Origin of the sequence: Streptomyces sp. AC558_RSS880, assembly GCF_019049255.1 — a bacterium.
In the GTDB taxonomy this organism is placed as follows: domain Bacteria; phylum Actinomycetota; class Actinomycetes; order Streptomycetales; family Streptomycetaceae; genus Streptomyces.
Genome location: NZ_JAGMUJ010000033.1, coordinates 160,242 through 175,501, shown reverse-complemented (window position 1 = coordinate 175,501; position 15,260 = coordinate 160,242). Strand labels below are relative to the sequence as shown.

Sequence of the window (15,260 nt, the reverse complement as noted above, 5' to 3'; positions counted from 1 at the left end):
GCCCGCGCCGTCACCAAGGCCGTCGTGGCCGGCCGGCCCTTGGACGAGGTGGAACAGTCGCTGGTCGACGCCTGCGCGCGCATGGGCTCGGTCCGCCCCGTCACCCCGTCGGGCTGAGCCGAAGTTTCGCGACGTAGGGTGCAACCGACCCGCAGCCGGACAGAGTCTGTCCTGGCGATACGCGAAGCAGGAACGACCGGCGAGGAGTTGAACCGATCATGCAGTGTCCGAAGTGCCGTGCCCCGATGCACACCTACAACCGCAACGGTGTCCAGATCGAGCAGTGCAGTGGGTGCCGAGGCATCTTCCTCGACTACGGCGAGCTGGAGTCGCTGACCCGGCTGGAGGCCCAGTGGTCGCAGCCCGCGCCGCCGGCCCCGCCCGCCGCCCCGCAGGCCTACCCGGCCGCCCCGGCTCCCGCCTGGGGCGCCCCGCACGCCGGCCACGGCCACCACGGTCACCACCGCAACAAGAGCTTCGGGCACATGCTCTTCTCCAGCTGACGGACGCACGACGAAGCCCCCGGTCGGACGACCGGGGGCTTCGGGCGGTGTGGACGATACTGGGATTGAACCAGTGACCTCTTCCGTGTCAGGGAAGCGCTCTCCCGCTGAGCTAATCGTCCTCGGGACACGATCACTCCGCGGAGTGGTTCGTGTGTACTGCGTGCGCGATACTGGGATTGAACCAGTGACCTCTTCCGTGTCAGGGAAGCGCTCTCCCGCTGAGCTAATCGCGCGGGGGATCCGGAGATCCAGTGGACGATACTGGGATTGAACCAGTGACCTCTTCCGTGTCAGGGAAGCGCTCTCCCGCTGAGCTAATCGTCCTTGGAGGTGGAGACGGGATTTGAACCCGTGTAGACGGCTTTGCAGGCCGTTGCCTCGCCTCTCGGCCACTCCACCAGGAGTGTAGGGGACCGGGAAGCCCCCTCTTCCTTCGAGCGGACGACGAGGCTCGAACTCGCGACCTCAACCTTGGCAAGGTTGCGCTCTACCAACTGAGCTACGTCCGCCTGTCGTTTCGGTCGGCTTGCGCGTCCCGGCGACGAACTGAACTCTAGCGGATTCCGGGGCCAGTACAAAAACCCGTTTGTGCAGCGTGCTGCGCTGCGCCTGCTCACGGACATGCCCAGGTCACCGGAACCGTGCCCGCCATAGACTCGTCGTGTGCTGGACCTGCCCCCTCTCGCCCGCTTCGGCGACCGCGTCGCCACCGGTCTCCTCGACGTCACCGACGACCCCGCCGCCCTGGACTCCACGGGGTTCTGGGCCGTCGCCGCCGACTTCGAGGGCCGGCTGACCTGCGCCCGTTTCCGGGAGGTCCGGGAGCAGCCGGTTCCCGCCCCCGTGCCGGGGGCCTGGTGGGGGCCGGCGGCCGGTGACTGGACGTCCTCGCTCGACCGTGGCGCGTACACGACGGCCGTACGCCGTATCCGCGACCACATAGCCGCCGGCGAGGTCTACCAGGCGAACCTCTGCCGTGTCCTGTCCGCGCCCGTGCCGTCCGGCGCCGACGTGGACGCCCTCACCGCCCTGCTCGCCCGGGGCAACCCGGCGCCGTATGCCGGAACGATTCGCCTGCCCGGCCACGGGGTGGAGATCGCCACCGCGTCACCCGAACTGTTCCTGCGGCGGGAGGGCCGGGTCGTCGAGTCCGGGCCGATCAAGGGCACCGGGCGCACCGAGGCCGACCTGCTGGAGAAGGACTACGCCGAGAACGTGATGATCGTCGACCTGGTCCGCAACGACATCGGACAGGTCTGCGACACCGGCACGGTGACCGTGCCCGACCTGTGCGCCGTCGAGAAGCACCCGGGACTCGTCCACCTCGTGTCGACCGTGCGGGGCGAGCTGCGAGGCGGTGCGGGATGGCCCGAGCTGCTCGGTGCCGCCTTCCCGCCCGGCTCCGTCACCGGCGCGCCCAAGTCCAGCGCGCTGCGGATCATCGACGCGCTGGAGACGGCGCCCCGCGGTCCGTACTGCGGCGGCATCGGCTGGGTCGACGCCGACCGCGGCACCGGCGTGCTCGCGGTGGGTATCCGCACCTTCTGGATCGACCGGACCACGGGCGGTGACGCCGTCCTGCGGTTCGGCACCGGCGCCGGGATCACCTGGGGCTCCGACCCCGAGGGGGAGTGGCGGGAGACCGAACTGAAGGCCTCCCGGCTGCTCGCGGTAGCGTCGGGAACGTACGAGATGAGTGAAGGGACCCAGAGGTGAAGATCTGGCTCGACGGCGGGCTGCAGGACACCGAGTCCGCCCGCGTCTCCGTCTTCGACCACGGACTGACCGTGGGCGACGGCGTCTTCGAGACGGTGAAGGCCGTGGACGGCCGTCCGTTCGCGCTCACCCGGCACCTCGACCGGCTGACCCGCTCGGCCCGCGGGCTCGGACTGCCCGACCCCGACCTCGACGAGGTCCGCCGCGCCTGCGCCGCCGTCCTCGAGGCCAACCCGATGCCGCTCGGCCGGCTGCGCCTCACCTACACCGGCGGCCACGGCCCGCTCGGCTCCGACCGCGGTGAGCACGGTCCGACCCTCGTGGTCGCGCTCGGTGAGACCACCCGCCGCCCCGACTCCACCGCGGTGATCACCGTCCCCTGGACCCGCAACGAACGCGGCGCGCTCACCGGCCTGAAGACCACCTCGTACGCCGAGAACGTCGTCGCCCTCGCCCGCGCCCGCGAGCGGGGCGCGTCCGAGGCGCTGTTCGGCAACACCGTGGGACAGCTCTGCGAGGGCACCGGGTCGAACGTCTTCGTCGTCCTCGACGGCGAGCTCCACACCCCGCCCCTCGCCTCCGGCTGCCTCGCCGGCATCACCCGCGCCCTCGCCGTCGAGTGGACCGGCGCCAAGGAGACCGACCTGCCGCTGGACGTGCTGGAGCGGGCCGAGGAGATCTTCCTCACCTCCACCCTGCGCGACGTCCAGGCCGTGTACCGCGTCGACGGCCGCGAACTGCCCGGTGCCCCCGGCCCGGTGACCGCCAAGGCCATGCGGATCTTCGACGAGCGCTCCGGGACCGACCTCGATCCGTGACGGACCCGGAATTCGGCTGATCCCGGGCGCGGCACCGGGTAGAACACCGTTGATGACCACCACCCTGCGGCCGGCCGAGCCGCTTCAGCAGAATCCCGACGGCACGCGCTCGCGCCGCTACCAGGTGTGCGTGAACAGCCGTCCCGTCGGGGCGGTCCATCTCGGCACGCATCCCGTCTTCGGCGATGCCGTGGCCCGGATCATGAGCCTGCGCATCGAGGAGCCGGACCGCCGGCGCGGCCGGGGCACGGTGGCCGCGCTCGCCGCGGAGGAGGCGGCGCGCGGCTGGGGGTGCCGCCGTATCGAGGCGACGGTCCCCGCCGACGCCCGGGCCGCCCTCGGGCTCGCCACGGCGCTCGGCTACGTCGTGCGCAACCGGACCATGGAGAAAGCCCTCGGGGACAGCCCGCCCGTGCTTCCGGAAGGCAGCGTGGCCCGGCCCATGACCGAGGACGAGTTCGGGCCCTGGTCGGCCAAGGGTCAGGAGAATTACGCGGGGGACTGGATCCGGCGCGGGGTGCCGGAGGCCGAGGCGCGGGCCAAGGCGGCGAACGACCACGCCGCGCTGCTGCCCGACGGCCGCGCCACCGAGGACATGCTCTTCAGCGTCCTCGAACACGAGGGCACCCCCGTGGGCACCCTGTGGCTGTCGGTGCGCGGGGAGCGGGCCTACGTCTTCGACGTCGAGGCCGACGCCGCCCACCGCGGCCGGGGGCACGGACGCGCGCTCATGCTGCTCGCCGAGGCCCAGGCGGTCGCCGCGGGCAACCGGGTCATAGGCCTCAACGTGTTCGCCGGGAACACCCCGGCCGAGCGGCTCTACGACTCACTCGGCTACGGCACGACGCAGTACTCGATGTACAAGCCGCTCCTGTGACGGCGGGCGGGACCCGCGGGGCCCGGGGTCAGCCCTCCTGCCCGGCCAGCAGCCGGTCCGCGATCTCCTCGACGCGCTCGCGCAGGCCCTCCTGGCTCTTGCCGCCGTCGAGGCGCTCACCGCCGATGACGTACGTCGGGGTGCCCGTCACCCCGATCGCCTTGCCCTCGGCCTGGTCCGCGTCCACGATCAGGATGTGCCGTCCGTCGATCAGCGCGGTGTCGAACTCCTCGGCGTCCAGACCGAGTTCCCGGGCGACCTCGACGAGGAAGTCCTCTCCCCGGCGGTCCAGCTCCTCGACCCGTCCCAGCACGGCCTCGACGTACGGCCACCCCCGCCCCTGCTCCAGCGCCTCCTCGGCGGCCTGGGCGGCGGCGAAGGCGTGCTTGTGCTTCTCCAGCGGGAAGTGCCGCAGCCGCAGCTCCAGGCGGTCGCCGTAGCGGGCCCGCAGGGCACGGAGGTCGTCGAGGGCGGTGCGGCAGTCCGGACACTGCAGCTCGCACCAGACGTCGAGGACGGGGGCGGCGGGACGGGCGGGGGAGGAGTCGTTCATGGTCACAGTCTCCCAGCCGGGCCGCCCGCCACCCAATCGGAGGCAGGACGCTCCGGAGCGGGCCCGGACCCGAGGCCGGGGCCCGCCTTCCGGCCCGTCCGGGGCCGAAGGCCGAAGAAGGGGTGCTCACCGGCACCTGCGGAGGAGCGCCGACCCGGAGATGTCCCTGATGTCCGGCCGGAACATGGCCCTGCGGGGCCCCGCAGGTGCAGGATGGAAGGGACGAAGCGCCACAGCGCCCCCACCTGCCTGGAGGACCGGATGATTGCCGAGACCGTCTGCTCCGCCGTCTCCGCGGCAGGCCTGGGCATCGCGGTGATCACGGCCTACCGCAAACGCTTCCTCACGGCCGCCCGCATCGCCGCCTACTCGCTCGTGCCCCTCGGCCTGGTGATGACCGGCGTCGTCGACTGGCTGGCCGACACCGCCTTCAGCCCGACGGCATGGGCCGGTTTCGGAGTGCTCGGCCTGTCCTGGGTACTGTTCGCGACCACCCGCACCGTGGAGCGCCGGCGCGGCGGCACCCGTAAGGAGCGCAAAGCCGCGCGGGCCGCGGCACGACCCGAGGCGGTGGCACCCGGGGCCTCCGCGCCCTCCCTGGGCCAGGGAGCCCGCCCGGCGGCCCGTCCCGCTCCCGCCTCCCGGGGCGAGGACGACTTCAGCGACATCGAGGCCATCCTCAAGAAGCACGGCATATGACGCTGGCGCACCGCGGGTGAACGCGCGTGCGACCGGCAGAAACGTCACAGGGCGTCCCGGAGCGCCCGGAAGCGATCACAACCCGAACCGTAGATCGCGGAATCGGCGAACTCGCACGCACTCCGTGAGTGTTGATCGCGTCGGGTGCTCCCGATGCGTCATCATCACCGCGAGATGCTGGACACGACACAGAGCGATGCCGCGCCGCAGCAGGACGAGCCGCGTGGATGTCTCTTCGCCCTTTCCCAGCCACCGCTGATGATCTTCCTGGCGGTGATCGGGTGTCTGCTGCTCACGGCTGCCCTGCACGACCTGCTGTGGCTGTGAGCCGTACCCGCGGTACCCGGCGTCACCCGTCGGGACCGCGTCGGCACGGCATCGAACGGCTGCTCCGCCGGCCGCGGGGCGGCCCCGGGAGGTCAGCCCGCCGCCTCCTTGCGCCGCGCCCGGTAGGCGGCCACGTGCAGACGGTTGCCGCAGGTGCGGCTGTCGCAGTAGCGGCGCGAGCGGTTGCGGGAGAGATCGACGAAGGCGTGCCGGCAGTCCGGGGCCTCACAGCGTCGCAGCCGCTCCTGCTCCCCGGCGACCACGAAGAACGCCAGCGCCATCCCGCAGTCGGCGGCCAGGTGGTCGGCCACGGAGGCGCCGGGCGCGAAGTAGTGCACGTGCCAGTCGTAGCCGTCGTGGTCGGTGAGCCGGGGCGTGGTGCCCGCGGCCGCGACCAGCTCGTTGATCAGCGTGGCGGCCGCGCGGGCGTCCGGAGCGGCGAAGACCGCCGCGAACCGGCCGCGGATCTTGCGCACCGCAGCCAGGTCGAACTCCGTGAGCACCCCGACCTCGCTGACCTCGTGCTGCCGCACGAACTCCTCGAGGGCCGCGACGTCCGGCAGCCCCTCCGGTGTCGTGTCGTCCTCCGGCGCGGAGTTCACCAGATCCACCACGGTGTCGAGTGCGCACCGGGTGTCGTGGGTGATCAGCACAGTTCGCTCCCTGGCCTGGGGGTCGGGCGGGCGCCCGCCGATGCTGGCCGATGGTAGTGGCTCCGGCGCGCCCCGTACCTCCCCGCTCCGCACATGGCTTCGAATGCAACGCGCGGACCTCGGCCGTCGTTCCCGATCACCCGTTCGGCCGGCACCGGCCCGGCGTGCGCGCAGCGCAACGGCGCCGCCCGCGGAACCCCGCGGTGTCGGCGCCGTTGCGTGTGAGCCGTATGCGGCTGCCCGTATGCGGCTGTCCGGGCCCGAGCCGTCTCCCCGAGTCGACGGCGCCGGGCGGCTTCGTGAGCCTCGCCTAGCTTTCCGCCAGGATGTGCGAGAGCTCCTGGTCGAGATCGAAGTGCCGGTGCTCCGTACCGGGCGGCACGGCGGCGTCGGTGCGCTTCAGGAAGGACTCCAGAGCCCTTGCCGGGGCCTCGAGCAGGGCCTCCCCCTCCGGCGAGCTCAGGGCGATGCAGACGACGCCCTGACCGTGACTGCGCGACGGCCAGACACGGACGTCGCCGGTGCCCGTGGGGCGGTGAAGTCCCTCGGCGAGGAGGTCGCGGGCGAACACCCACTCGACGGTCTCCTCGGCTCCGGTGTGGAAGGTGGCGTGCACGGCGTAGGGGTCGGCCGTGTCGTACCGCAGGCCTGCGGGGACAGGCAGGGAGGACTCGCTCGACACAACGAGGCGCAGGTGCAGCTCGCAGCTGACCGTGGTGTTCATAAGCGCCAGGGCCTTTCGCTCAGTGTGCGCTCGGGGATTCGCACGTCGGCCAAATCGACATGCCACCTACGGTGCCGTTGTAAACCCCTCTGAGTGTTTTGCGTGGGTTTACGTAACTCTTCCGGCCGAGAGATCGTTCGCGCCCTGCGCCCATTCCGGTGATGTGTTTCGCTCGGGTAGTGTTTGGCTGTATGAACACGGGGAGTGACAAGTCTGGCGAGGCCGCGGTGGCGGCCCACGGGGTGACGGTGGACGAGAGCGAGAGCCGTGAGGAGCGAGGGCTCGGATCGCGCGCACCGGAGTTCGTCAAGGCACGCCGCGCGCTGCACCTGAGCTGGCAGGTCGGCGTCTTCATAGTCGGCCTCGCGGTCGTGGCGGCCGGTGCCGCGATGCTGGTGCTGCCCGGCCCGGGCTGGGTCGTGATCTTCGGCGGTATGGCGATCTGGGCGACCGAGTTCGTCTGGGCCCAGCTGGTGCTGCGCTGGACCAAGCGCAAGGTCACCGAGGCGGCCCAGCGGGCCCTGGACCCCAAGGTCCGGCGCCGGAACATCATCCTGACCTCGGTCGGCCTGGTGATCGTGGTCGCGCTGGCCGGGGTCTACCTGTGGAAGTTCGGCCTCGTGCTGCCCTGGAAGATCGAGGAGCAGTGACGCGCGGCGGGGAGCGGGTGCACCGCTCCCCGCCGGTCACGGGCACCCCCTGACATGGGGTAATGTTCTTCCTGCGTCCGGGCGATTAGCTCAGTGGGAGAGCGCTTCGTTCACACCGAAGAGGTCACTGGTTCGAACCCAGTATCGCCCACCGGATCATCAGGCGGCCCGGCTCACCAGTGGTGAGCCGGGCCGCCTCGTCGTGTGCGGCCGGCGTCGCGCGGTCGCGGCGGGGCGCCGCCGGGCGCGGCTCCCTCCCGTGTGTCCGAGGCGTTCCGCTTCCGGGCTCCTTCACCCAACCGTGACCTTCCGCCACGCTTGTCCCGGCCGGCCCCGTCGCGTTCGATCGGTCGGCCGCAGGGCGTCTACCTGGGTGTTTGTGGTCGGGTGGGGCCCTGCGGACGAGAGGGCCGCCGCCGGTGCCGGGGTGCGGCGCCCATGAATTCCTGTCCGAATCATTGACGTGCCCGTAGGCCCTCCGTAACTTGTGCCAGCAAGCGCTTACTTGAAACGATTCATGAGGCGGAAGCGAACGTCGCTGGGGAGGCTCATATGCAGCAGGGTGGGAATGTGGAGAGGCGGACGATCCTCAAAGCGGCGGGGGCCTCGCTGGCCGTCGCGGGGCTGGGTGCGACGGCCACCGCGTGCGGCGGCGGCAGTGGTTCCGGGGACGGGACGGTGACGCTCCGCTACGCGTGGTGGGGTGGCGAGCCGCGCACCATCGCCATCAAGAAGACGATCGAGCTCTTCGAGAAGAAGTTCCCGAAGATCAAGATCAAGCCTGAATTCACCGACTACGAGGCGTTCTGGGAGAAGTTCCAGACCCAGGCCTCCGGCGGGAATCCGCCGGACGTTTTCCAGAATGCGGTCGGCTTCCTGCGCAAGTACGACAAGCGCGGTGTTCTGCTGGACCTCAAGTCGCAGGCGGACGCCGGGAATCTGAACCTCGAGAACTTCCGCAACGGCGTCCTGGCCAACGGCCAGGTCGACGGCAAGCAGATCGCCGTCCCCGTCGGCGCCAACACCATGGCGCTCGTCATCGACCTCAAGGCCTTCGAGAAGGCCGGGGTGGAGGCGAAGTTCGGCTGGACCTGGGACGAGTACTTCGACGCGCTGCAGACGATCCAGGACAAGCTGAAGATCGCCGGTGACACCGGCTACTTCAGCATCATGTACCTCTACGACCTCTACCTGCGCCAGAACGGCAAGGCCTTCTTCACCGACACCGATCTCGGCTTCACCGAGGACGACCTGACGCAGTGGTGGGAGGACGGCTACAAGCGCGTGCGGTCCGGGCTCGTCGCCGACCCGAAGAAGGTCGAGCAGGTCAAGCCCAAGTCGGCGCTCTCCGCGGGCCTCGCGGCGTCCGAGTTCACCTGGGACAACTTCTCCATCCGCTACGAGGGCGAGGGCGAGTCGGACTACGGGCTCGCGCCGATCCCCACCACGGACGGCAAGGCCACCGGCCAGTACCTCGGTTCGCTGATGCTGAGCGCCTTCTCCGGGACCAAGCACCCCAAGGAGGTCGCCCAGTTCATCGACTTCATGGTCCACGACCCCGAGGTCGGCGAGATCATGGGCTACGACCGCGGCATCCTCGCCACCACCGAACAGTACGAGGCGTTCACGCCCACCGACGACAACAACAAGGGCGTCAAGGCGTACGAGGAAGAGGTCGCCGCGGCCGGCGTCCTCGGCAAGATCACCCCGCACCCGTCGGGCGCCGACGTCATCGAGGCGGCGTTCCTGCGCATCGGCGGCGAGGTCGCCCAGGGCAAGACCAAGCCGGCCGACGCCGCCAAGGCACTGTTCAGCGAGGCCAAGGCCGCGTTCGCCGGCTGAGGGGACGTACCACCATGACGCTCGTCAAGGAAGCGCCCGCGCGCCCGGCCGGGAAGCGGCCCGCCGCTCCCGCCGCCGGGCGGCGCGGGCGGCGCCGCGAGACTCTCGCAGGCTATCTGTTCATGTCGCCGTGGATCGCGGGGTTCCTGCTGCTCACGGCGGGGCCGATGATCGCGTCGCTCTACTACGCGTTCACCAGCTACAACCTGTTCACGCCGCCCCAGTGGGTGGGCCTGGACAACTTCACGACGATGTTCCAGGACCCGCGCTGGCAGAAGTCGGTCGAGGTCACCCTCAAGTACGTCGTCGTGGCGACCCCCCTGAAACTGCTGCTCGCGCTCGGCGTCGCGCTGCTGCTCGCCCAGAAGCGGCGCGGACAGGGCCTGTACCGGGCCGCGTTCTACATGCCCTCGCTCATCGGCGCCAGCGTCTCCGTCGGCTTCGTGTGGCGGGCGCTGTTCTCCGACGACGCGGTCGTGGACCGTACGCAGAAGATCTTCGGTCTCGACGTGGGCGGCTGGATCGGCAACCCGGACTACGTCATCTACGCCCTGGTGGCCCTGAGCATCTGGCAGTTCGGCGCCCCCATGGTCATCTTCCTGGCCGGCCTCAAGCAGGTCCCGCAGGAGCTGTACGAGGCCGCCGAGATGGACGGTGCCGGACCGCTGCGCAGGTTCTGGAACGTCACGCTGCCGATGATCTCCCCGGTGCTGTTCTTCAACGTGCTGCTGGAGTCCATCCACGCGTTCCAGGTGTTCGGCTCCGCCTACGTCGTCTCCGACACCCGGTGCGGACCCGCCGACGCCACGCTCGTCTACACCTGTTACCTCTACCAGAAGGGCTTCAAGGAGGCCCAGATGGGCTTCGCCTCCGCGATGGCCTGGACGCTGGTGGTCGCGGTGGCGCTCGTGACGGCGGTCCTGTTCTGGTCGCAGAAGAAGTGGGTGCACTACGAGGAGGCCGCCAAGTGACCAGTGCCACCAGCCCCGCCCTGCCCACCGCCGGCGAACGGCGGCGCGTCGGATCGATCGCCTGGCACGTGGGCGCGCTCCTCGTCCTCGCGGTCGTCCTCTATCCCGTGATCTGGGTGGTCGGCGCCTCGTTCAAGCCGAGCAAGGACATCATCGCCAGCCTCGACCTGCTGCCCACCGATCCGGTCTGGGCGAACTTCTCCGGGCTCGCCGACGGCATCTCCGGCATCCCCGTCAGCAGCTTCTTCTGGAACTCGCTGATGTACGCGGTCCTCGCCGTGGTCGGTGTCGTGCTGTCCAGCTCGCTGACCGCGTACGCCTTCGCCAAGATCCGGTTCGCCGGGCGGAACCTGCTCTTCACGCTGATGATCGGCACGCTGCTGCTGCCGTACCACGTGCTGCTCATCCCGCAGTACGTGCTCTTCCGCAACCTGGAGCTCACCGACACCCTGGTGCCGCTCGTCGCGGGCAAGTTCCTGGCCACGGAAGCCTTCTTCGTCTTCCTGATGGTGCAGTTCATGCGCGGACTGCCCAGGGAGCTGGACGAGGCCGCCAAGCTCGACGGCTGCGGGCACCTGCGCACCTACTGGTCGATCGTGCTGCCGCTGAGCCGGCCCGCGATCATCACCAGCGCGATCTTCACCTTCATCAACGCCTGGAACGACTTCATGGGGCCGCTGATCTACCTCAACACCCCCGAGAAGTACACCGTCTCGCTCGGCCTGATGATGTTCCGCGACCAGGAGGGCATCTCCAACTACGGCAGCATGATCGCGATGTCGCTGGTGGCGCTGGTGCCGGTCGTCGCCTTCTTCATGGCCTTCCAGCGCTACCTCATCGACGGCATGGCGACCTCCGGACTGAAGGGCTGAGGCGGTCACCATGGCGCAAGCACGTGTGAAGGCGCGCACCTCGCGCAGGGAGTCCGTGTTCGGCGAGCGCTTCGCGGTCTTCGCCGAGTGCCTGCTCACCGGCGTGTGGATCGCCGTGGCCTGCCTCGGGGTCGTCACCTACCCCGCGGCCTTCGCCGCCGGCGCGCGGCACCTGCGGCGCCGTACCACCCACCAGGGCGGCGGCCTGCGGGAGTTCGTCACGGACTTCCGTACGGCCGTGCGCGGCGGGTGGGCCGTCGGGCTCGCCGGGTGGGCGGTCGCCGTCGCGGTCTGGGTCGACGTCCTGGCCGCGCGGGCCGGACTTCCCGGCGGGCCGCTCGTCGGGGCCGTCGGTGTCCTCGCGCTGATCGGAGCCGCCGTGGCCCTGCTGCGGGCGGCCGCCGTCTGGGAGCCCGGTGCGACCTGGCGGGCGCTGCTCGCGGACGCCGGGCGGCGGACCGTGCTCGACCCCGCCGGGTCCTTCCTGGTCGTCTGCGGACTGGCCGTCGTGGCCCTGTCCGCGGGGTTCGTCCCGCCGCTGGCGGTCCCCGTCCTGGGGGCCGTCGCGGCGGCGGCCGTCGCCGTGGAGGAGCGGTACCGGCACCGCTGACGGGCGGTGCCCCTTCTCGAGGTCGGCGCTTCGGCGCCGCACCTCTTTCTGTCATGCCCTTGACATCACCTTGCTCGTCGCAACGGAAAGGAAAGGCCATGTCCCCCATCCCCCGCAGATCCCTGCTCAAGGCGGCCGCCGTCGCCGGAGCCGCCGCCCAGTTCAGCTGGGCCCTGGGAACGCCGAACGCCGCCGCCGCGCCCCGCGCGGAAGCCGCCGACGCCGACCCGGTCACCCTCGACTGGCTGGAGGACGGCGGCCTCGGCGCGGCCCCCGGCTCCACCGTCGGCGTGCCCTGGCCCAGGGGCGCCCACCAGGAGGACCAGACCTTCGCGCTGACCGACGCCGACGGGAAGTCCGTCCCCGTCCAGTCCTGGCCGATCGCCTACTGGCCCGACGGCTCCCTCAAGTGGACCGCGCACGCGGTGAGTTCGGGCTCCGGAAAGCTCACCCTGACCGCCGGGGCGCCCGCCGCACCCGAGAAGAAGGTCACCGTCGACCGGCGCGGCGGCACCATCGACGTCTCGACCGGCGTCATCACCGCGAGGATCGGCACGTCCGGCGCCACCCTCGTCAAGTCGGTCACCCGCGGCTCCACCGAGATCGCCAGGAACGGCCGCCTCGTCGTCCTGCGCCAGCCCGAGTACGAGGACGGCGACCAGACCACCGTCAGGACCGAACGCTTCGACGGCGCCGTCACCGACGTCACCGTCGAACAGGACGGCCCCGTCCGCGCGGTCGTCCGCGTCGACGGAAAGCACCGCAAGGGCCACCGCGACCTGCTGCCCTTCTCCGTCCGCCTCTACTTCTACGCCGGCGCCGACTCCTTCCGCATGGTGCACACCATCACCTACGACGGGAAGCAGGAACCCGGCAAGGCGAGCGGCGACTTCATCCGCGGCCTCGGCGTCCGCTTCACCGTCCCCCTGCGCGACGAGTCCTACGACCGCCACATCCGCCTCGGCGGCGAGGGCACCGGCCTGCTCCGCGAGGCCGTCAAGGGCATCACCGGACTGCGCCGCGACCCCGGAGCCGCCGTCCAGGCGGCCCAGTTCGCCGGCGAGAAGCTCCCCGACCCCGCCACCTGGGACCAGCGGGTCACCACCCGCCTCCAGTACATCCCCGAATGGGGCGACTACACCCTCTCCCAGCTCTCCGCCGACGGCTTCACCCTGCGCAAGCGCACCAAGAAGGGCTACGGCTGGATCGGCGCCGGCGGTGGCCGGCGCGCTTCCGGCTTCGGCTACGTCGGCGGAGTCAGCGGCGGCCTCTCCTTCGGCCTGCGCGACTTCTGGGAGAAGCACCCCGCCCAGCTCGACATCCGCGACGCCCACACCGACGAGGCCGAGGTCACCCTCTGGCTCTGGTCGCCCGAGGCCCAGCCCATGGACCTGCGCTTCTACCACGACGGCATGGGCCAGGACACCTTCCCCGAACAGCTCGAGGGCCTCAACATCACCTACGAGGACTACGAGCCCGGATTCGGCACCCCGTACGGCATCGCCCGCACCTCCGAACTCCTCTTCTGGGCCAACGACTCCACCCCGAGCGCCGAGAAGCTCGCCGAACAGGTCGAGGCCGTCCGCGTCCTCCCGCAGCTCGCCGCCCCGCCCAAGCAGCTCATCACGGCGGGCGTCTTCGGCAAGGGCCTGTTCGCCGAACCGGACCGCTCCACCCCGGCCAAGGCGAAGATCGAGGACCACCTCGACTTCCTCTTCACCTACTACAAGGACCAGGTGGAGCAGCGCCGCTGGTACGGCTTCTGGGACTACGGCGACATCATGCACACCTACGACACCGTCCGGCACCAGTGGCGGTACGACGTCGGCGGCTACGCCTGGGACAACTCCGAGCTCTCACCCGACCTGTGGCTCTGGTACGCGTACCTGCGCTCCGGCCGCGCCGACATCTTCCGCTTCGCCGAGGCGATGACCCGCCACACCGGCGAGGTCGACGTCTACCACATCGGCGAGTGGGCCGGCCTCGGCACCCGGCACGGCGTCCAGCACTTCGCCGACAGCGCCAAGCAGCAGCGCATCGCCAACACCACCTACCGCCGCTACTACTACTTCCTCACCGCCGACGAACGCGTCGGCGACCTCATGCACGCCAACGTCGACTCCGACGAGACCTTCCTCGTCCTCGACCCCATCCGCAAGATCCGCACCGAGCCGTACACGCCGGACCGCAACGCCCTGTCGATCGGCTTCGGCACCGACTGGAGCGGACTGGTCTCCGCCTGGCTCACCGAGTGGGAACGCAAGGGCCCCAAGTGGGAGAAGGCCAGGGCCCGCGTCCTCTCCACCATGGAGACCATCGCCGCCCAGCCCAACGGCTTCGTCCAGGGCACCGGTCTGTACGACCTCGACACCGGGAAGTTCGCGATCGCGGACGAGCCCGTGGTGGGCGTCTCCCACCTGTCCGCGGTCTTCGGCCTGGGCGAACTGTGCGCCGAACTCATCGACCTCGTCGACATGCCGGAGTTCAACGAGGCGTACTACGACTACTGCCGCTACTTCAACGCCACCAAGGCCGAGCAGGCGGCACGCTACGGCTCCCACTTCGGCAGCCTGATCCTCTTCCAGGGCCACTCCCGCCTCGACGCCTACGCCGCCGTGCGGACCGGTGACGAGAAGCTCGCGAAGCGGGCCTGGGACAAGTTCTACAACTCCGACGGCTACAAGGAGTCGGCGCCCTGGAAGACCGAGAAGGTGAGCGGCCCGACGGCCCTGGTCGCCGGCAGTGAGGCCACCTGGGTGTCCACTAACGACACCGCGCTCTACGGCCTCGCCGCCATCGAGCTGCTGTCGCTGCTGGGGGACCGGATGCCGTAGGCACATCACGGGCGCGGACGGGAACACTGTGTCCATGGACTGGAACCATCACCGCTTCCGCAGTCTGTGGACCCTGTCCGCGCCCGCCCCGGTGGTCTACCGGATCCTGGAGCGGATCGAGGACTACCCCCTGTGGTGGCCCCAGGTACGGGACGTCACCCGGCTCGACGACACCAGCGGGATCGTCACGATCCGCTCCCTCCTGCCGTACGACCTGACCTCGACCGTGCGGGAGGGCCGGCGCGACCCGGAGACCGGGATCCTGGAGGCCGGCCTGTCCGGCGACATCGACGGCTGGGCCCGCTGGACCGTCACCCGCCTGGGACCCCACGGCTGCCTCGCCCACTACGAGCAGGAGGTCGACGTCCGCAAGCCGCTGCTGCGCCTGCTCGCCGTGCCGGGGCGGCCCGTCCTCCGCGCCAACCACGCCCTGATGATGCGGGCCGGCCGGCGCGGCCTGGCCGCCCACCTGGAAGCGGTTTGAAGGAACCCTCCCCGGACCTGTATTGTTCAGTGCGTTCCCGGGCGATTAGCTCAGTGGGAGAGCGCTTCGTTCACACCGAAGAGGTCACTGGTTCGAACCCAGTATCGCCCACCGGGAAAGCCGG

General features: G+C 70.5%; 16 protein-coding genes and 7 tRNA genes. 15 read left to right on the top strand and 8 right to left on the bottom strand.

Going from position 1 to position 15,260, the window contains the following annotated elements; genetic code table 11:
* Positions 1–218: 218 nt before the first annotated feature.
* On the top strand, positions 219–503 hold the full coding sequence (locus KUM38_RS15975; RefSeq protein WP_217130036.1) for a zf-TFIIB domain-containing protein: 285 nt from the start codon (positions 219–221) through the stop codon (positions 501–503).
* A 50-nt stretch (positions 504–553) separates the two neighbouring features.
* Here the strand turns inward: KUM38_RS15975 and KUM38_RS15970 are convergent.
* The 5 genes from KUM38_RS15970 to KUM38_RS15950 form a co-directional block, all read right to left on the bottom strand.
* Positions 554–625 (bottom strand) — tRNA-Val (locus tag KUM38_RS15970).
* A 42-nt stretch (positions 626–667) separates the two neighbouring features.
* Positions 668–739: transfer RNA gene (locus tag KUM38_RS15965), tRNA-Val, on the bottom strand.
* A 19-nt stretch (positions 740–758) separates the two neighbouring features.
* Positions 759–830, bottom strand: a tRNA-Val gene (locus KUM38_RS15960).
* A 1-nt stretch (position 831) separates the two neighbouring features.
* Positions 832–905 (bottom strand) — tRNA-Cys (locus tag KUM38_RS15955).
* Between the two features lie 37 nt (positions 906–942).
* Positions 943–1,015, bottom strand: a tRNA-Gly gene (locus tag KUM38_RS15950).
* 154 nt (positions 1,016–1,169) lie between these two features.
* Here KUM38_RS15950 and KUM38_RS15945 point away from each other — a divergent pair.
* The 3 genes from KUM38_RS15945 to KUM38_RS15935 are packed head-to-tail and all read left to right on the top strand — an operon-like array spanning position 1,170 to position 3,917.
* Positions 1,170–2,222 (top strand): chorismate-binding protein, encoded by a 1,053-nt coding sequence (locus KUM38_RS15945; RefSeq protein WP_217130035.1) that lies wholly within the window; start codon positions 1,170–1,172, stop codon positions 2,220–2,222.
* Positions 2,219–3,040 (top strand): aminotransferase class IV, encoded by an 822-nt coding sequence (locus KUM38_RS15940; RefSeq protein WP_217130034.1) that lies wholly within the window; start codon positions 2,219–2,221, stop codon positions 3,038–3,040. The genes KUM38_RS15945 and KUM38_RS15940 overlap by 4 nt, the downstream gene beginning before the upstream one ends.
* A gap of 52 nt (positions 3,041–3,092) precedes the next feature.
* On the top strand, positions 3,093–3,917 hold the full coding sequence (locus KUM38_RS15935; RefSeq protein ID WP_217130033.1) for a GNAT family N-acetyltransferase: 825 nt from the start codon (positions 3,093–3,095) through the stop codon (positions 3,915–3,917).
* Between the two features lie 28 nt (positions 3,918–3,945).
* Here the strand turns inward: KUM38_RS15935 and KUM38_RS15930 are convergent, their stop codons facing one another.
* On the bottom strand, positions 3,946–4,470 hold the full coding sequence (locus tag KUM38_RS15930) for a DsbA family protein (RefSeq protein WP_217130032.1): 525 nt from the start codon (positions 4,468–4,470) through the stop codon (positions 3,946–3,948).
* Between the two features lie 261 nt (positions 4,471–4,731).
* Here KUM38_RS15930 and KUM38_RS15925 point away from each other — a divergent pair, with 261 nt between their 5' ends.
* Both KUM38_RS15925 and KUM38_RS15920 read left to right on the top strand, forming a co-directional pair.
* Positions 4,732–5,169, top strand: coding sequence for a hypothetical protein (locus KUM38_RS15925; protein ID WP_217130041.1), 438 nt, complete (start codon positions 4,732–4,734; stop codon positions 5,167–5,169).
* A gap of 153 nt (positions 5,170–5,322) precedes the next feature.
* Positions 5,323–5,496, top strand: coding sequence for a hypothetical protein (locus KUM38_RS15920; protein WP_217130043.1), 174 nt, complete (start codon positions 5,323–5,325; stop codon positions 5,494–5,496).
* A gap of 92 nt (positions 5,497–5,588) precedes the next feature.
* Here KUM38_RS15920 and KUM38_RS15915 read toward each other — a convergent pair whose 3' ends face one another.
* Together KUM38_RS15915 and KUM38_RS15910 are read right to left on the bottom strand one after the other, a co-directional pair.
* On the bottom strand, positions 5,589–6,149 hold the full coding sequence (locus KUM38_RS15915; RefSeq protein ID WP_217130031.1) for a CGNR zinc finger domain-containing protein: 561 nt from the start codon (positions 6,147–6,149) through the stop codon (positions 5,589–5,591).
* Positions 6,150–6,459: 310 nt separating this feature from the next.
* On the bottom strand, positions 6,460–6,873 hold the full coding sequence (locus KUM38_RS15910) for an SsgA family sporulation/cell division regulator (RefSeq protein WP_004002642.1): 414 nt from the start codon (positions 6,871–6,873) through the stop codon (positions 6,460–6,462).
* Between the two features lie 191 nt (positions 6,874–7,064).
* Here KUM38_RS15910 and KUM38_RS15905 point away from each other — a divergent pair, with 191 nt between their 5' ends.
* From KUM38_RS15905 to KUM38_RS15865, 9 genes are all read left to right on the top strand, one after another.
* A complete protein-coding gene (locus KUM38_RS15905; protein ID WP_217130030.1) occupies positions 7,065–7,523 on the top strand; it encodes a TIGR02611 family protein in 459 nt (152 codons plus the stop codon).
* A 79-nt stretch (positions 7,524–7,602) separates the two neighbouring features.
* Positions 7,603–7,674: transfer RNA gene (locus tag KUM38_RS15900), tRNA-Val, on the top strand.
* Positions 7,675–8,075: 401 nt separating this feature from the next.
* Complete coding sequence (locus KUM38_RS15895; RefSeq protein ID WP_217130029.1) at positions 8,076–9,365, top strand: ABC transporter substrate-binding protein; 1,290 nt, start codon at positions 8,076–8,078, stop codon at positions 9,363–9,365.
* 14 nt (positions 9,366–9,379) lie between these two features.
* A complete protein-coding gene (locus tag KUM38_RS15890) occupies positions 9,380–10,336 on the top strand; it encodes a carbohydrate ABC transporter permease (protein WP_217130028.1) in 957 nt (318 codons plus the stop codon).
* On the top strand, positions 10,333–11,208 hold the full coding sequence (locus KUM38_RS15885) for a carbohydrate ABC transporter permease (RefSeq protein WP_217130027.1): 876 nt from the start codon (positions 10,333–10,335) through the stop codon (positions 11,206–11,208). The genes KUM38_RS15890 and KUM38_RS15885 overlap by 4 nt, the downstream gene beginning before the upstream one ends.
* A 10-nt stretch (positions 11,209–11,218) precedes the next feature.
* Positions 11,219–11,818, top strand: coding sequence for a hypothetical protein (locus KUM38_RS15880; protein WP_217130026.1), 600 nt, complete (start codon positions 11,219–11,221; stop codon positions 11,816–11,818).
* A gap of 98 nt (positions 11,819–11,916) precedes the next feature.
* Complete coding sequence (locus tag KUM38_RS15875) at positions 11,917–14,652, top strand: Tat pathway signal sequence domain protein (RefSeq protein ID WP_217130025.1); 2,736 nt, start codon at positions 11,917–11,919, stop codon at positions 14,650–14,652.
* 34 nt (positions 14,653–14,686) lie between these two features.
* Positions 14,687–15,136 (top strand): SRPBCC family protein, encoded by a 450-nt coding sequence (locus KUM38_RS15870; RefSeq protein WP_217130024.1) that lies wholly within the window; start codon positions 14,687–14,689, stop codon positions 15,134–15,136.
* A gap of 39 nt (positions 15,137–15,175) precedes the next feature.
* Positions 15,176–15,247: transfer RNA gene (locus KUM38_RS15865), tRNA-Val, on the top strand.
* The last annotated feature ends 13 nt before the right edge of the window (positions 15,248–15,260 follow it).

What these genes read in the sequence shown, in the direction of transcription:
- KUM38_RS15890 (WP_217130028.1), top strand. Translation starts at nt 9,380, where the DNA reads ATGACGCTCGTCAAGGAAGCGCCCGCGCGCCCGGCCGGGAAGCGGCCC.
- KUM38_RS15910 (WP_004002642.1), bottom strand. Translation starts at nt 6,873, where the DNA reads ATGAACACCACGGTCAGCTGCGAGCTGCACCTGCGCCTCGTTGTGTCG.
- KUM38_RS15935 (WP_217130033.1), top strand. Translation starts at nt 3,093, where the DNA reads ATGACCACCACCCTGCGGCCGGCCGAGCCGCTTCAGCAGAATCCCGAC.
- KUM38_RS15880 (WP_217130026.1), top strand. Translation starts at nt 11,219, where the DNA reads ATGGCGCAAGCACGTGTGAAGGCGCGCACCTCGCGCAGGGAGTCCGTG.
- KUM38_RS15925 (WP_217130041.1), top strand. Translation starts at nt 4,732, where the DNA reads ATGATTGCCGAGACCGTCTGCTCCGCCGTCTCCGCGGCAGGCCTGGGC.
- KUM38_RS15920 (WP_217130043.1), top strand. Translation starts at nt 5,323, where the DNA reads ATGCGTCATCATCACCGCGAGATGCTGGACACGACACAGAGCGATGCC.
- KUM38_RS15875 (WP_217130025.1), top strand. Translation starts at nt 11,917, where the DNA reads ATGTCCCCCATCCCCCGCAGATCCCTGCTCAAGGCGGCCGCCGTCGCC.
- KUM38_RS15975 (WP_217130036.1), top strand. Translation starts at nt 219, where the DNA reads ATGCAGTGTCCGAAGTGCCGTGCCCCGATGCACACCTACAACCGCAAC.
- KUM38_RS15930 (WP_217130032.1), bottom strand. Translation starts at nt 4,470, where the DNA reads ATGAACGACTCCTCCCCCGCCCGTCCCGCCGCCCCCGTCCTCGACGTC.
- KUM38_RS15870 (WP_217130024.1), top strand. Translation starts at nt 14,687, where the DNA reads ATGGACTGGAACCATCACCGCTTCCGCAGTCTGTGGACCCTGTCCGCG.
- KUM38_RS15905 (WP_217130030.1), top strand. Translation starts at nt 7,065, where the DNA reads ATGAACACGGGGAGTGACAAGTCTGGCGAGGCCGCGGTGGCGGCCCAC.
- KUM38_RS15895 (WP_217130029.1), top strand. Translation starts at nt 8,076, where the DNA reads ATGCAGCAGGGTGGGAATGTGGAGAGGCGGACGATCCTCAAAGCGGCG.